The 15,996-nt window shown below is 37.8% G+C and carries 13 protein-coding genes; all 13 read right to left on the bottom strand.

Annotated features, from left to right (window positions below):
• Positions 1-1,002: 1,002 nt before the first annotated feature.
• The 13 genes from ACIQZG_RS13380 to ACIQZG_RS13320 all read right to left on the bottom strand — a co-directional run bounded on the left by ACIQZG_RS13380 (position 1,003) and on the right by ACIQZG_RS13320 (position 15,902).
• Positions 1,003-3,321, bottom strand: a complete 2,319-nt coding sequence (locus ACIQZG_RS13380) for a YDG domain-containing protein (RefSeq protein WP_402755742.1) — start codon at positions 3,319-3,321, stop codon at positions 1,003-1,005.
• Positions 3,322-3,593: 272 nt separating this feature from the next.
• Positions 3,594-4,736: a DHHW family protein gene (locus tag ACIQZG_RS13375; RefSeq protein ID WP_402755740.1), complete on the bottom strand. Its 1,143-nt coding sequence runs from the start codon at positions 4,734-4,736 to the stop codon at positions 3,594-3,596.
• A 14-nt stretch (positions 4,737-4,750) separates the two neighbouring features.
• Entirely contained in the window at positions 4,751-6,136 is a 1,386-nt protein-coding gene (locus ACIQZG_RS13370) for an MBOAT family O-acyltransferase (protein WP_402755738.1), read from the bottom strand.
• Positions 6,137-6,142: 6 nt separating this feature from the next.
• A complete protein-coding gene (locus ACIQZG_RS13365; protein ID WP_402755736.1) occupies positions 6,143-6,643 on the bottom strand; it encodes a DUF4358 domain-containing protein in 501 nt (166 codons plus the stop codon).
• Positions 6,644-7,169: 526 nt separating this feature from the next.
• Entirely contained in the window at positions 7,170-8,333 is a 1,164-nt protein-coding gene (locus ACIQZG_RS13360; protein ID WP_402755734.1) for an acyl-CoA dehydrogenase family protein, read from the bottom strand.
• Between the two features lie 50 nt (positions 8,334-8,383).
• Complete coding sequence (locus ACIQZG_RS13355; protein WP_402755732.1) at positions 8,384-9,079, bottom strand: amino acid ABC transporter permease; 696 nt, start codon at positions 9,077-9,079, stop codon at positions 8,384-8,386.
• Between the two features lie 14 nt (positions 9,080-9,093).
• Entirely contained in the window at positions 9,094-9,855 is a 762-nt protein-coding gene (locus ACIQZG_RS13350; protein WP_402755730.1) for an amino acid ABC transporter permease, read from the bottom strand.
• A 39-nt stretch (positions 9,856-9,894) separates the two neighbouring features.
• On the bottom strand, positions 9,895-10,725 hold the full coding sequence (locus tag ACIQZG_RS13345) for a transporter substrate-binding domain-containing protein (RefSeq protein ID WP_402755728.1): 831 nt from the start codon (positions 10,723-10,725) through the stop codon (positions 9,895-9,897).
• A gap of 22 nt (positions 10,726-10,747) precedes the next feature.
• Positions 10,748-11,500 carry an amino acid ABC transporter ATP-binding protein gene (locus tag ACIQZG_RS13340; RefSeq protein ID WP_402755726.1) on the bottom strand — a complete coding sequence of 251 codons (753 nt, stop codon included), beginning with the start codon at positions 11,498-11,500 and terminating at the stop codon, positions 10,748-10,750.
• A 230-nt stretch (positions 11,501-11,730) separates the two neighbouring features.
• Positions 11,731-12,258, bottom strand: a complete 528-nt coding sequence (locus ACIQZG_RS13335; protein WP_402755724.1) for a thioredoxin domain-containing protein — start codon at positions 12,256-12,258, stop codon at positions 11,731-11,733.
• A gap of 236 nt (positions 12,259-12,494) precedes the next feature.
• On the bottom strand, positions 12,495-12,689 hold the full coding sequence (locus ACIQZG_RS13330; RefSeq protein WP_402755722.1) for a DUF5071 domain-containing protein: 195 nt from the start codon (positions 12,687-12,689) through the stop codon (positions 12,495-12,497).
• A 427-nt stretch (positions 12,690-13,116) separates the two neighbouring features.
• Entirely contained in the window at positions 13,117-14,490 is a 1,374-nt protein-coding gene (locus ACIQZG_RS13325; protein ID WP_402755720.1) for an amino acid permease, read from the bottom strand.
• Positions 14,491-15,266: 776 nt separating this feature from the next.
• On the bottom strand, positions 15,267-15,902 hold the full coding sequence (locus ACIQZG_RS13320) for a hypothetical protein (protein ID WP_402755718.1): 636 nt from the start codon (positions 15,900-15,902) through the stop codon (positions 15,267-15,269).
• Positions 15,903-15,996: the final 94 nt, after the last annotated feature.

Here is a 15,996-nt window from a genome sequence, read left to right as displayed (position 1 = left end):
ATTGCGTTTTATTGTATACGTAATCGTGCCACTTGAAAGGCTGTCTGTCCAAGTGATTTGATTTTCAACACCTCCCGTATAATTAATATCTTTGTCCGCAGATGTTCCTTGTACATTTGTTGCAGCTAATAATGCGCTATTCTCGTCTTATCCCTTTTCTATCTCTCTAGGTTTTATCACGAGCCTTCACCGGGCAGGCGGCTTTCACCGCACACGGCGATCCGTCAGCGATAGATCTTCAAAGGTTATTTCCCTACTGGTAGTGTAAAATATGAAGATTAAAATTAGGTTTAAAAAAATAAAAACCAATCACTATTAAATGATTGACCCTATGAAATTTTAAGCTTAAATTTTTGGGAAATAAGCCTTTATAAGAATATCCATCACTGACTGGGTTCCTTCGCTCCCGCTAGTTTTCTCCTTCTCACATGTTACCATGCAAGTCCAAACGGCTAGCGATCGTCACTACTACGAACCCGCTGCCATCTAATAGGTATCATGGGTTCTATCAACCTCCACCTACTAGACTTCAAACGTTCCATCATGCTGTTCCCTTATTTTAACGACCTTAGGCTTCCACTATACAGTATGCACATCATCCGTTTAACAGTTCCTAATTGTTCGGATGCTCGTATGATGATTGCACATCATAGAAACAACGGTGAACTCCTAGCTATTTCGCACCGTTCTTTGATACATACAGCCTACATGGATTCGTCATCCTAGCCATAGTCATTTTTTAAAGAGCCCCGCCTCGGCACAACCCGAGTACGACTTCACCTGACTTCACCCCTTTGAGTTAATAGACTCTCACTGGATGCAGGAGGATTAGGCTCGTGAGTTAACGGAACTGTTTCCCACGCATCAGCATTTCACTGATGATTACAAGCACGATAGTTAGAAAACATCCCGTAGAGCCCAACTATATACAGTTAGATTTAAGGTATATTTCCCACTTATTTCACTAGTAAACTAGTTTATAAAGTAACGTTTCGTTTAATTTTATTGAGGAGTAACCGCTATTGTTGGAACGCTTATAGCTGGTCCTGAGTAATTACCTGTCCCTGTCGCTACGACTTGGATGAATTTACCTGTATCAGCTGCTACTGGAGTATACGTGTCGCTTGTTTCTCCAGTAATATCTGTGTATGCGCCAGTTGTCGTATTTGCGATTTGCCATTGATAAGTTACTGTTGCTCCTGCTGGTGTTATTGCACCTGCTGTTAACGTTTGTCCTACTTGTGGTATGCCTTTAATAGTACCAATTGCTGTTACTGGTATTGCTGTAATCTCTCCAGTAGTTACTACTGTATTTACAGGGGCTGTGTAGTTGGATGCATCTGCTCCACCTAGTGTGTACACTACAGTAATTGTTTTATTTGTTCCTACATTCGCATCGTCGTATGTCGCTACCGCTGATACCGTTACATCATCTCCAGCCGCTACTCCGCTTAATAATCCATGAGTTACTGTTGCTGCTGTAGTTCCATCATATTCTTTTTTGACTACTGTTGGTGTTGTTACACTTAAAGTTTTTGGTGTAATGTCAGCGGTACCTGTAGTTGATGCAGGGGCTGTATATTTTGATGCATCTGTTCCAGATAACGAATATGTTACTTCTACGGTTTTACCAGTTCCAGCTTTTGCATTATCAAATGTTCCTCCCGCACTAACTACTACATCATCACCAGAAGCGATACCTGTTACTGTTCCAGGTGTTACTGTTGCTTCTGTTGTGCCATCATATATTTTGCTTGCTACTGTTGGTACTGTTACACTTAAAACTTTTTGTGTAACCGTGTAAGTTGCAGTGGCTGTTTTCGATCCATCTGCTGTTGTCGCAGTTATCGTCGCGTTCCCTACACCAATCGCTGTCACTTTCCCTTGGCTATCTACCGTTGCTACGTTCTTATCTGAGGAAGTCCATGCCACATTTTTATTCGTCGCATTAGTTGGGGTTACGGTTGCAGTTAGTGTCTTTGAATCACCCACATGGAGAATTCCACTCGTCTCATCCAATGTAATACCTGTCACTGGAATGACTACCTCAATCGTTGCCGTAGCTAATTTTGCTCCATCTACTGTTTTTACTGTGATGGTTGCGTTCCCTACACCAATCGCTGTCACTTTCCCTTGGTTATCTACCGTTGCTACATTCTTATCTGAGGAAGTCCATGTCACATTTTTATTTGTTGCAGTTACTGGTAAGATTGATGCCGTCAATTGTGCCGTTTCCCCTTGAATGATTGTTGCCGTTGTAGTATTCAGTGTGATGCCTGTTACTGAAATCGCACTCGGCGAAGATGGTGCTGGATCAGGTGTTGGTCTATACTCTGAATCTGATGAAATAGCTTCCTTAAATTTTGCCGCAACCCATTTATTTTCGTTCTTATTAAATTTAAATTCATATTCGACATTGCGAATCTTTACTTTAAACGACTCTTTTGGAATGGCTTCTTCTGAAACAAAGGTGATTTTGACAGCATCCCCATCCATATACATCCTCGCAATCACAGCCGATGTCACAAGTTCAACTTCCTTATCGGTTGAAAAAATTTCCGCTAACCCTTCTATTGACATTGTAAATGTTAAATTGGGTGAAGGTGCTGGTTTTGGCTGTGTTTCTATTGGTGGGTTCGGGTCTGTCTTCGGTTTCTCTTGTTCTTTCTCTTTTCCTTGCTCTTTCTCGTTTGCCGTTGGTTGGATGGCTGCCTCTGTTCGCACGACAAAGACCGCCAGTTGCCCACGTGTCACATACGATGTGCCATCAAATTGGGTCGCTGTTCTCCCTGTTGTAATCCCATTTGTATAAAGTGCAAAAATATAATCCCTATATTCTTGATGCACATCCTTCAACGGCATCGTTGCGCCTTCTGGTGCTTGTAAATCAAATGCTTTCACCAGGATTTTCGCTAGATGATTGCGCTGAAGTGGCTCATTCGTGCGGAATGTATGATCCTCATAGCCATTAATAATGCCCGCTTGTACTAAGGCAGCAATCGCCCCAAAATAGGGATTGCTGGGCAACACATCGGTAAATCCTGGATCCACTACATTCTGTGTATCCAACCCTAATATACCAGCCAAAATTTTTGCTAGTTGTCCACGTGTAACCGCTACATTAGGCTTAAAGGTTTGATCTACATACCCCGTCACAATGCCTCGTTCAGCTAATACATGCACTGCGTCATAGTAATAGGCGGATTTGGGGACATCTGGAAAGGTAGTTGCCTGTGCGTCTATAGGTGCAAAAATAGGAACAGAACTGACCGCTAATGTGACACCTACTGTTGCTTTTACAAATTTATTTTTGATGCTCATTTTCGATTCTCCTTTTCTCTTAATTTTTCAATAACGGAATATTCAGATAACTAATCCACTATAGACCACAAAGGTTAAAATTAGGTTAAAAAATTAAAACTTTTTTATTTTTTTGTTACTACACAATTTAGGAAAATTATGTAGTAATCAATAATAATAAAATAGGGTATTCATAGCCTCTTGCTACGAATACCCTTTAAAAATACAATCAATATTCCTCTAGTTAACATCCTATCATCTGTAAAGCTTTCTTTTTCGTATGCATCTACTCTTTACTTATTTAGTTTCAAAAGCGACGCATCTTCCACTAGAGTTGCTGTATTGAATAGAAACAGTACATCTTTAATGCCATTCTCATTCATATAATCAGTAATGCTGCCATTATAGTAACGAAGATCAATTACATGAATTTCTGATACATGTTTTGTGAGGAACGGCAGTAGACTATGTGCATACGAGTCTTTAATGACTAGTAGCTTATCTTGTTCAATTTGATCCGGGTCAAGCGCAGTTGTTAGTTTCATAAGTGCATGAACCCCACCTAGAAAGTATGAATACTGATCCTTCTTCGCCAAAAAACTTTCATCATACATACCTGACACAGTTTGATCCGAATCAGCGATGTACATTTCTGTAGGTGGCGGATTACGAGGTATGTAGGTTTCAATCGTATCCGGCGTTAAACCCGTAAACTGACTTCTTGTATGATAGCTCCCTAGAAATGACTCGCTAACAGTTTTAATCGAAAAATCTTTCTGTGAAAGTGGCTGCCATCCTCGCTGTTCTGCATAAGCAACATAGGCCAGATAGGCGCCGTATGTCGTCCAATGATGGTCGGTGCGATAATAAATCGATTCCGATGCATGGGGTGAGAGAACATCTAAGCCATCAATGAAGGTGATTCCATCATCTATTTGATGACCGATAAAACGATTAACATCTCTTTGAGGATACGACGGTGCCAACCAAGGTAATCGTTCTGGATAGATACCAATTGATGTGGGTGCAAGCATGAATGTCATTTTGACAGTTGGAAACTTGCTTGCAAATCGGTTTACCGAATCTGTATATAGCTGAACCTTGGTATAGTCAGGCTCTAAAAACTTTTCAAATAAATAGCCATCTTTGCCGTGATAGATTCCGTTATTTTCTTGTTGCAAACGGGCTTGTTCTGACGTTGATTTGACCCAAAGCCACTTGTCTCGAAACGGAAAGTGATCTGTGATGAAACTCTCAGCCTCTTCGGCAAATTTCTTGGACATCAAGTTATCCCAAGTTAGTTGTGGCGCTGCTTGTAAATACCTGTTCTCTAGTTCGGAGAAACGTTGATGAGGCAAAATGAAAAAGAGTATAGCGATTAGAAACGTTGTACAGACAAATCCAACTGCTATTAATCGCTCTGATATGTGCTTCATAAAGTTCTACCTCCCTAAAAACGAAAATATAAAAATGGATTAAATGTGGCATCTACTAAATAGGCAACAGAAAGTAAATAGAGAAAGCCATACCAAGCAAAATGAGCAATCGTTAATTCACTCGATTTTGACCACTTTTTTATAGGTACAGAAGCTATGATCAATACTAACAGTAAAACTGCGTTTGTATAAAAGAAGTACATTGTTTCGTTGTCCCAAAGCGCTTGACCATTGAATCCCCACATGGCACCCAAATAACCAACAATTAATGAAGGCTCGTCAAAAGCAAATAGCACCCATCCAATAAGAATGAGGATGATTGCATAAAGATGTCTGATCCAGCGTGGTGCACGTTGTAGTAATGCTAACCCCCACCATTTTTCAAAAATAAGAATGACACCAAAATACAATCCCCATAATATAAAGTTCCAGTTAGCACCATGCCAAAATCCTGTCAGCATCCAAACAATCAAAATATTTCGAGTTTGAATGGCTAGACCTCTGCGATTACCACCAAGTGGAATGTAAACATATTCACGAAACCAGCTGCTAAGTGAGATATGCCACCTCCTCCAAAAGTCAGTAATGCTCTGCGCAATATATGGCTTATTGAAATTCTCATTAAACCTAAAGCCAAACATGAGTCCAAGACCAATAGCCATATCAGAATAACCACTAAAATCAAAATAGATTTGGAAAGCAAATGCAATGATGCCAAGCCAGGCCGTTAACACAGACATCGAATCAGGACTCGTACTTGAAATTGTATCCCATAGCAAGCCGATATTATTGGCAAGTAGCACCTTCTTAGCGAGTCCAATTGTAAACCTACGAACCCCTTCTGCGAACATCTTTATATTTTCAGATCGGTGTTTTAGCTGGTCTGCAATCGAGCTATATTTCACAATCGGCCCTGCCACTAATTGTGGAAACAAGGCGATATATGTGCCGAAGTCAATCCAATTGCGCTGTGCTTTCGCTGTTCCTCTATAGACGTCAATAATATAAGACATTGATTGGAACGTGTAAAAGGATATTCCGATAGGCAATGGAAGTTCGGTCAAAGGAATATTCGTCCCGATTAGCGCATTTACATTCTGAATTAGAAAATCAGCATATTTAAAATAAGATAACAGCATGAGGTTCACGATAATTGAACATGCTACAATGCCCTTACGTTTTACCGAAGTCATATTCGGTTTATCGAGAAGTAATCCGAAACAATAATCCGTCAGTGTAGACACTAACATAATAACAATGTAAACCGGCTCGCCCCACGCATAAAAGATAAGACTCATGATAAATAAAATAAGATTTCTAATACTTCTTGGCGAACAATAATAAAGCGTTAAAACTGCCGGCAAGAACAAGAATAGGAAAAGAAGGCTACTAAATACCATAGCCGTCTATTTTTTTTCGAAGAAACTATCGTAAACTTTTACAAGCTCATCTGCACTTTCGGAAATAACTAATAACACATAATTACCTTTTACAATTATTTTATGATTTTTTGCATTTTCGTATTGATCTGGAAGATAATGCTCGAATGGCTTCATGACATTTTCTACTCTTACTTTTACAGCTGCTTCAACGTCAGCGACATCATTTGCATCCTTCACTTTAAAAATTGCAATTTCATTTGATTTTGTGTTCATCATTGGTATGCGAACCGAGAAATCTTCAAGCTTTGCAGGATCGATATTGTACATACCCTCCATTTCCTCTGGCGATAATTCCATTAGAGATGGCTGCTCGACTTCTGTCACCATTTGCTCAGCCATTTCTTTTGCAGATTTACTTGCTTCAATGTTCGTGGTCTTATCATCTGTGGAAGTCTTACCTCCAGAACATGCCGAAACTACCATCGCCAACACCATCGTTAGCACGATTACTATCATTTTTTTCATATTAAAATCTCCTTTTTACTATTTTTTTGATTACAAAGTGATTAGACGTAAGCAGTCTACAAACGTTACGTAAAATAAAATATTTTTAATACTTAATTTTTTTGGCGTGTGGAAATAGTATGCATCATCTGCGATTTAGCATACTTGGATCGATCTAAAAATTGAGAAAAGCTCTCAGACACATTGATTTGTCTAAGAGCTCTCGATACTTACATCATTATGATTCTTTTTATCTTATGCAACATGTATTTTGACCATCGTAAAACGCGCAATTGGCTGAATTACTAAACTTTCAGCAATTAAGACCATTAAAAGTTTCTTGGCTAATCCGAAAAGAAGTTACTAAAAATATCTGTGCTAAAATTAATTCTTAAAATATCACCATTAAGCGTCATAACAACAGACATACCAAATACAGTGAAAAGAATACGGAATAATTTTTTTGCATTAAAGCAATCTGAGGAACTGTAAATTTAAAAACCAATTTTTTGATTTCTCAGGTAAGAGGACCCTTCTTTACATCCTATTAATCATTGTTGAATTCAGCGATAGCCGTTTGCGCTAATTTTGAAATGGTCATATCGTCCATTGGTGGATTGTGAAGACCAGCTCTTACATCACGATAATATCTTTGCAATGGATTGGATAATTGAAGACTTTTTGCACCAACTAATCGCATAGCTTTATCAACAATTTTGATAGCAGAATTTGTGACAATATGTTTTGCTACACCAAGTTCGTTCGTCAATAGTGGTCGACGTGACTCATCATCATAAGCTTCTGCGACACTATATAAAAAGTGTCTCGCTTTCAGTAATTCGATGTCAATTTCTCCGATTAATCGTTGGACATTTGGCAATTGACTGATAGGCCCATTTAAACTATTTGGAGAATGCTGTGTAGCAAACTGCACGGCATAGTCACGAGCTGCTTGCGCAATGCCTAAATAACAAGCCGGAATGTGAAGAATCCAGCCATTTATACTGTCACCGCGTGGGCCGGCATTGAGCTCTACTAAGTTTTCTTCGGTTACTTCGACATTTTCTAAGACAAGATCATGGCTGGCTGTGCCCCTCATAGCGATTACGTCCCAGTTTTCTTGAATAGAGACGCCAGACGCATTTTTATCGATTAGGAATACGCCGATGCTTTCTTTTTCCTCTACCCAAGCAGTGATGAGGATATGCGTTAAGGCTGGGGACATGGTTGCATAGCTTTTTGTTCCAGAAATTACCCATTTACCATCTTTTTTCACCGCAGATGTACCCGGACGACCGCCTCGTGTGGGACTACCCGTTTGAATTTCACTCGCAACCCTATTCACTAAAGCACCATTCAACACTTCTTCGGCAAACATACTTAGCGTCGTTTCGTCCCAAAGTTTTTTCTCGTACAATTCAGCGACAACGCCTTGGTGCCAGCCAATGGATAAGCCTGTCGTACCATCGAAACTAGCAATGGTTTCTTGTAGGAAGATCATTTCTGTCACGCTAATTCCTTCACCACCATATGACTTAGGCAATGTCAGTTTTGTGTAGCCGATGTTCACTAGTGCTTGAATATTTTCACTTGGAAACTTGGCCTCTTCATCAATTTCTCTTGAATGACTTTTAAAGGACTCTTCCAGTGGCAACAGCTTTTCTAACCATTCACGCTGCGTTTTTGTTTTAATAAATAATGTTTTCGACACAGTAACACTTCCTTAATCGATTGATTTATGAACACGATACATTGGCATTATCAATGAAAACCCTGTCTGAGTTTCAACTCGAATCTGTTGGCTATAAACGTAAGTAAGGCACCGAGCATCCAATAGATCAATGCAGCTCCCACAAAAGCTTCGAGGTATCTGTAACTTAAAGCCCCCACCATTTTCGCTTGTCCAAGAATATCGACAACTGTGATCAAATAAGCAAGTGAAAGTGCTTTAATGATGACCAGTAAAGAATTCAAAATATCGGGAAAAGCTTCAACTAATGCTTGTGGTACAATCACTCTTCTAAAAGTCTGCCAAAAGCTAAATCCTAATGATTGGGCAGCCTCGATTTGTCCTTTTTCTATCGATAAAATAGATCCTCGGAGTATTTCCGATTGGAATACCGAATAGCTAATAGAAAACGTGATAATGACCGTTACAATAGGATTCAAGGTATTCGCATCAAATGCAATCCCTAAAATACCTGCAAAAAAAGTAAAAATTTCTGGTAGCGCATAATACATTAAATATAATAAAACAACATTTGGTGTTCCTCTTAAAAAAGATTGTAGCACCTTTACAATCAGAGACAGTAAAGGTACTTTATATTGTTGGATTAAAGCGATCACAGCCCCCATAAGTAGGGATAAGAGAAGGATAAAAATTGCTAAAACAAGTGTTTTAGGAACAACGGTAGCTATTTCTATGATGCTTTCTAGCAGAACCTTAAAATCAAACAAAAAATATCCCTCCTTTAATCTACATTAGATTTAATATTTCTTTTTCCGAACTTATGGAATAGCTGAAAACCTTCTGACTTTAAAGCTCTTTTCTTTTCGATTTTCCCTAAATATGTACGATTCTCGCATAATTTAATGAATCTGTCTGACGCTAAGCACACTAACCAATAAATAATCGCAATCGTTAAGTAAACTTCCACCTTGTTTTCACCGTACGAATTAGCCAGTATTAAATTGGCTTTTCCCATAATATCGACAATCCCAATTGTAAACACTAAGGAAGTATCATGAATGAGATAGATTACGGCATTTCCGAGCCCCGGCAATGCTATTGGCGTCATCTGTGGCACAATAATCTTCCGAAATTTTGCGAAAGGTGTATAGCCTAAACTATCCGCAGCTTCATGTTGTCCCTTCTCTACAGATAAATACGCAGGCCTTAGAATTTCTGATAGATATGCCCCATTAAAGATAATGAGTGTGATAATGGCTGACACGATTGCCCCAAAATCATTTAAATTCAGATTTAAAAGAGAAAAGAATACAGGTAAGCCGTAATACACTAAAAATAGCAGCAATAGAATTGGAATACTCCGCATGAAAGAAATGTAAGCTTCCAAAATGGGTGATAAAAACTTAATTCTTTTTATTCTTAGCCCGGTTATGACAATACTAAGCAGTAACCCTAATATGCCTGATGCTAGTATGATGACTAAAGTGATGGGCAACGTACTAATTAATTTTGGGAAAACTTCGATCATATACCCGATATCCATTGGGCCACCTCCTGATGAAGAATAGATTAGTCTATGAATCTATTCATAAATGAACACATCTTCGTCGTAATACTTTAGAGATAATTTCGAAAGTGCGCCTTCATCTTTCAATTCTTTAATGGCCTTACTCACACCTTCTGTTAAAGCTTTATTCTCTTCAGAATTATGAATTAAGAAATAAGTCGGGAATACTTTAAGTGGCTCTGAAATATTAATGTCTAAATTTTGCGATTCTATCACTTCTTTTTGTACTAAGTTTGAAGGCAACACAAGTGCATCGTATTTGCCTGAATCTACTTCTCTTAAGCGATCTACAACAGCAAACCCTTGATCGGTCGTAGCAAATTCGATTGGCTTATCCGGATTTTCCTTATTATATTCTGTTAATAAGTTGAACACCCCACCACTTGGTGATGATGGGTAAATCTTCTTGCCTACCAAATCAGCGAAAGAATCGATATCTTTATTGTCTTTGTTACTGTAGACACGCATTAAACTTGCTCCGTTGCTTTCTTCAGGAATTAAGTATTTTTCCTCCCGCGCTTCACTTCTAAACAAACCTTGCGCAATCAAGTCATATTTCCCTGTATCGAGGCCAATTTCTGCAGCACTATCTGCAACTCCAACGATATCAAATGAATAATCTTCTAATTTTTCATCCACCAATTTTAAGATTTCTACTTCGTAGCCAGTTAGTTTGCCATTTTCATCGGTATAGCTAAGTGGCTTTGCGGCAGGTGGTACGGCTACTGTGACGGTTCTTCCCGAAGCTTCATCCGTTGCCTTCTTTTCTCCTTCACCACCGTTGCATCCAGTTAAAACGAATGCCAGTGAAGCAATTGGTACTAGTAAATGTCTTTTTTTAAACATACATAAATCCCCCTGTCTGTAATTAAACACTAACGATTTGTTTTGATTTGAAATGATTTAAAAAAGCTTTCGTCCGTTCGTTTTCGGAATTTTCGAAGATACACTGCGGCGTACCCTCCTCTACGATGACCCCTTTATCCATAAAGACTACTTTTGTCGAAATACTCTGCGCAAATGACATCTCATGCGTAACTAACACAATCGTCATTCCTGCACGCGCTACATTTTCGATCACTCGTAACACTTCACCCACCAATTCTGGATCTAGGGCAGAGGTCGGTTCATCAAATAAAATAACCTCAGGCTCTAAAGCTAATGCACGTGCAATACTCACGCGTTGCTGTTGCCCACCCGACAATTCGGAAGGGTAGGAACCCAGCTTATCTAATAAGCCCACCTTCTCTAATTCTTCTAGACTTTTTTTGTAAGCTACCTCTTTCTTCTTTCCCTGTACAACCATTTGAGCTTCCATCACATTTTCTAACACGGTTTTATTTTTAAAAAGATTAAACTGTTGAAACACCATAGCCGTTTTTCGTCTAAGTTGTAAGATCTCCTTTTTGCTAATCGCTTCATAATTTAATTGTAGATCTGAAAGCGTGATGTCCCCTTTAGATGGATGCTCAAGACAATTAATGCAGCGTAGTAACGTAGTCTTTCCAGTCCCACTCGGCCCAATTAATGTGACGACATCCCCTTTATTGACGGTTAAATCTATACCCTTAAGAATTTCAGTCCCATTAAAAGATAAATGCAAGTCTCTGATAGCTAACACAATTACTCCTCCTTCCTGGCCTAACCGATGTGACCAAAATTCACACTCTATTTAACTTGTTTTTTAGAATATTCAAATCCGATTCAAATATAACTAAACTTATAGGGATTGTAAAGATATTTCGATTAAATATCTGATTATTAAATCAATAAACGGTGGATTCAACAAAAAACAAGACCTCTTGTTGGAGATCTTGTTTTAGTGAAACAATATGAAGAACTCTCATCTTATTATAGTTTTGCTAAAGACGTTTCGATTGCTTGTTTTAAATCAGATGGCTCTAGCTCATATGTAAAACCTAATAATTTTTCTCCATTGAAGAATAAGGTCGGCACAATTTTCACTTCCCTTTCAATCGCTTCTGCAGTAATCGCCAAGCTGATATCCACGTTTTCAAGGCGCTCTTCTTCTTGCAAGTTGTATGTATCGACAAGCAATCTTTTTAACTCTTTATTCGACAACTCATGCCATTCTGCCTGTGTTTCTAGCAGTTTTCCAATCACATCTAACGCTTCATTTGGCTTCTCATTGTCTAATGTCCAGTGAATCAATGCCCCGTGCAGCAATTCTTCGCGCGGTTTATCGTATAACTTTACAATTACCTCAATTTGACCATTTTCAATATATGGCGGCAATACTTCCTTTGCTAAACGATAAATGGTCGCAGTACCTCGGCATGCCACATTAATAAACGCCTCTAACTTCAAAGGTGCATCCGCACTGCCAAATTTCAAATAATCATTTTTAATCGTTGTCATATTAAATCTCCCTTCAAACTTATTAAAATTAATATATACTATTTTTATAGGAATTGTAAATATAAAGATATAGAACATTCTGTCAAAACGATACGTGACTCCCTATGATGTAACATTACAAGCCTGTTGATTATCCACTTCTTTATAAATAGCTAGTGGAAAGTATTTGTTACGCAGCGATTTTTTATTATTTCCCTAAAAAATACTCCCACTTCTATAAGTTGGAGTATTTCAATTTAGATTGTTCCTATAATTTCTTTTGAGATTTCATCAAGTTCTTCTGCGAGTTCATTTTTTGTGGGGGGTTCGGCCACTCTTGTTAAATATTCTTTAAAGTGAACTATTGTCTCTACTGGCAATTTAATGACCAAAGAGTGTAGGATAAACCACTTCCAGTTATCACTATCTGAAGATAAAGCAGATTGCCTCATGAGAATTAAAGAATATATAATTTAACAGGAGTGTTGTTTAAAGAATTATTGAATGATTTCATCTCTATTCCACAGCCTTCCCATAATAATTACTGTATGAATAATACCAATTTTGTAGATTGTAGCGGAGGGCTACTCGACTCCCGTGGGAAAGCGAGTAGCCCGTAGCAGAAATTATCTTTTTCATGATTAGGATAGAATAAAATTGGTTAATCAACACACCTGATAATTCAATTCACACTTATACCATACTTTCATTTCGAAAACATTTCGCCATTATATCTTTAAATACAAATAAAAGCTGAACTAACAAAAAAATTAGTTCAGCTTAAAAATAATTGTTATAGTGTTGCACATTGTATTAAGTGTATTATTTTAACTTTTAATAAAGGTAAGAAGTTAATGTGCCCTTAACTTTAGTGAATAATCATTTAGTATCCGCATCTACTGGACGACGTTTGCCAATACCAAATACGTAAAAACTCAACGTAACAAGTGCAAGGAAAACAATCCCAACAATTAGCGAAACACGTGTTTCATCATTAATCCACATGCCGATTAATACCATGATTAAAAATGCAATCGTTAAGTAGCTTGTTACAGGGGCAAAAGGCATCTTGAATGGATGGTTGGCCATTTCTTTCCCCTTTTCTTTTCTGAAACGAATTTGACTAATTAAAATGATAAACCATGGCACCATACCAGGAAGAACACTTGCACTATATACATAAACAAATAAATTCTCTGGGGCAATATAGCTTAATACAACACCAATTACCAAACCAATTAATACACCCAATGTACCAACTAAAGGTACACCATTGCTTGTTAACTTCGTAAAGAATTTTGGTGCTTGTCCATTCATGCCCAATGTATACAGCATACGCCCCGCACTATAAATTCCGCTATTACAACCAGACATTGCTGCTGTAATCACAACAAAATTAATGAACCCAGCTGCTGCTGTAATACCGACTTTCGCAAATGTTGCAACGAATGGACTGCCTAGAGTAGATAGCTCATCCCAAGGATATACTGTGACAATGACAAAAATCGCACCAATATAGAAGATTAAAATACGCCATATAATACTATTTACAGCTTTCGTAATCGTTTTTTGCGGATCTTTTGCTTCACCGGCTGTAATCCCAATTAGTTCAACCCCTTGATAAGCCGCTACGACCAATGATAGTGCAAAGAAGAAGCCTGACCAGCCCCCAGTAAAGAAACCACCATGTGCCCAAAGGTTCGATAATCCAACAGCTATTCCACCATTACCAATACCAAAGAAAATAAGACCGAAGCCGGCAACAATCATCAAGACAATTGTCACAATTTTAATCATCGCAAACCAAAATTCTAATTCTCCGAAAGATTTAACGGACATTAGATTCGCTGCACCAAGAATCACCATGGCAATTAAGCCTGGTATCCAAGCAGGTAAATCAGGGAACCAATATTGCATATATGCCCCGACGGCTATAATTTCTGACATCCCAACAATTACCCATTGAAACCAGTTACTCCATACAGTTAAATAACCCGCTAACGGATGTATATACTTATAACCAAACGTTGCAAAAGAACCTGTATTCGGCTCTACATAGAGCATCTCACCCATTGCACGCATAATAAAAAACACAAAAACACCAGATATTGCATAAGCAAGCATCACTGATGGTCCTGTCCACTGAATTGTGCTAGCTGAACCCATAAATAAGCCAACACCAATTGTGCCTCCCAAAGCGATCATTTGAATATGACGTGCTTCTAAGCCTCTCTGTAATTCTTTGTTTGCCATTAGATTCACTCCTCTAACACTATTCTAGCCATGATTTTAGGCAAGGTACGAATGCACTCAACTAAGAAACTTCCCATCTTAACTTCGCTATCTTTCGTACTGAATTTTATTTTATTATAATAATAAATTTCTTCAGCAAATACAATTGTATTTTGTAGAAAAACATCAAAAATACTTATTTACCGATATAAAAACAGATAAAATTAGTATTACCGATAAATGAATTTTTTTTCAGAATCATCTAATCTATCTTAGAACACATCTAAAAAGGCAATACCAATTAGGTTTCGTCAATATACAAATATAAATCATTTTTTCTTATTCTCTAGTCGATTTCTTTATGAAAAAAAGGCCATAAAAAAAGTAACCCTCAGTTCAAACTACTGAAAGTTACCTTTAAATTTTGAGAGCACAAGAACATTCTTTGTACTTATCTCGAGTAATCATTTATCTTAATCTCTCATCGTTAATTAATAGTTTTGCACAGCACAAGCTGCCTGGTGGATGACAGACGGTCCTGAAAAGTCGATACCTCAACCAGGAATCCAGGATTTATAAGAACCTTTAACTTTTAGGTTTTAGCTTTAAAGTTTAAAGAACTTTGAAACGTAAACTTTGTACTTTTAGCTTTACCCTTTGAACTTTCAAGTCAAGTTGAGTTGGTTAAAAACCATTTGTGTGAGGTGTGTTTAGATGTTTTAACTCGCACACATCCCTCTAAGCACGAGCGACTTGTACGTTTTCTGTTTTCGCTAGGCCATGCAATTCTATTCATATTATGCTTGTACTTCTATAAACGTAGTAGCATTAGATTCGGATAACACAGCATCTACCTCTGATTCGAACTCCTCAATACGACTACTTAATATTTCAATCATTTTTTTGACATTCATCGGATCAATAAATTCATATTCATTGCGTTTCATGAATGTTTCTGTATGTAATTTTACTTCTTCAGCGGATTGCTTTTCCTTGTTTCCAAGAATATTCACTAGGTATGTCTCGAGTTTTGCTGGCAGTGCATCATTTTCTTTTGCAACTGTCTTAATAGCTGTACGATACTGTTGCTGCATGCGTTCTAATAACTGTTTTTCATAACCAATAGACTGTTTTCGCTCGATTGCTTCTGCAACAGTCATTTCATCTAGACCTATGATGATTTTTGTTGTTGCATTTGACTCGACAACGAGTGCTTTAATGCGGTTTCGATATTGGATTAAGCTCGTTACTTTATCATAAGAAGCCTGCATCTGTTTTTCATATTCTTTAATATCAATTCCGTTTATTTTTTCATTGCTCTTACGATTAGGTAAAACAACACTTACTTCATTCGTAGCCGCTTCAATACGATGATTCAACATTTTCAGTTCCGTTAAAGCTCGGTGAATCGTTAATTTTTTCAACTCTGCCATTACTTAATCTCCCAGCTCGGTTAGATTTTGATAAATACACACATACCATTATAACCCATATTATATTTAAAATAAAAATTTAACTCATTTTAAG

Source organism: Lysinibacillus sp. NPDC096418 (genome assembly GCF_044762775.1).
Taxonomy (GTDB): domain Bacteria; phylum Bacillota; class Bacilli; order Bacillales_A; family Planococcaceae; genus Lysinibacillus.
The sequence above is the reverse complement of the archived record's forward strand: the minus strand, read 5'-3'. Positions and strand labels throughout refer to the sequence as shown.

Excerpts from the sequence above, each read along its gene's own strand:
- ACIQZG_RS13380 (WP_402755742.1), bottom strand. The coding sequence starts at position 3,321 with ATGAGCATCAAAAATAAATTTGTAAAAGCAACAGTAGGTGTCACATTA.
- ACIQZG_RS13375 (WP_402755740.1), bottom strand. The coding sequence starts at position 4,736 with ATGAAGCACATATCAGAGCGATTAATAGCAGTTGGATTTGTCTGTACA.
- ACIQZG_RS13370 (WP_402755738.1), bottom strand. The coding sequence starts at position 6,136 with ATGGTATTTAGTAGCCTTCTTTTCCTATTCTTGTTCTTGCCGGCAGTT.
- ACIQZG_RS13365 (WP_402755736.1), bottom strand. The coding sequence starts at position 6,643 with ATGAAAAAAATGATAGTAATCGTGCTAACGATGGTGTTGGCGATGGTA.
- ACIQZG_RS13350 (WP_402755730.1), bottom strand. The coding sequence starts at position 9,855 with ATGGATATCGGGTATATGATCGAAGTTTTCCCAAAATTAATTAGTACG.
- ACIQZG_RS13345 (WP_402755728.1), bottom strand. The coding sequence starts at position 10,725 with ATGTTTAAAAAAAGACATTTACTAGTACCAATTGCTTCACTGGCATTC.
- ACIQZG_RS13335 (WP_402755724.1), bottom strand. The coding sequence starts at position 12,258 with ATGACAACGATTAAAAATGATTATTTGAAATTTGGCAGTGCGGATGCA.
- ACIQZG_RS13330 (WP_402755722.1), bottom strand. The coding sequence starts at position 12,689 with ATGAGGCAATCTGCTTTATCTTCAGATAGTGATAACTGGAAGTGGTTT.
- ACIQZG_RS13325 (WP_402755720.1), bottom strand. The coding sequence starts at position 14,490 with ATGGCAAACAAAGAATTACAGAGAGGCTTAGAAGCACGTCATATTCAA.
- ACIQZG_RS13320 (WP_402755718.1), bottom strand. The coding sequence starts at position 15,902 with ATGGCAGAGTTGAAAAAATTAACGATTCACCGAGCTTTAACGGAACTG.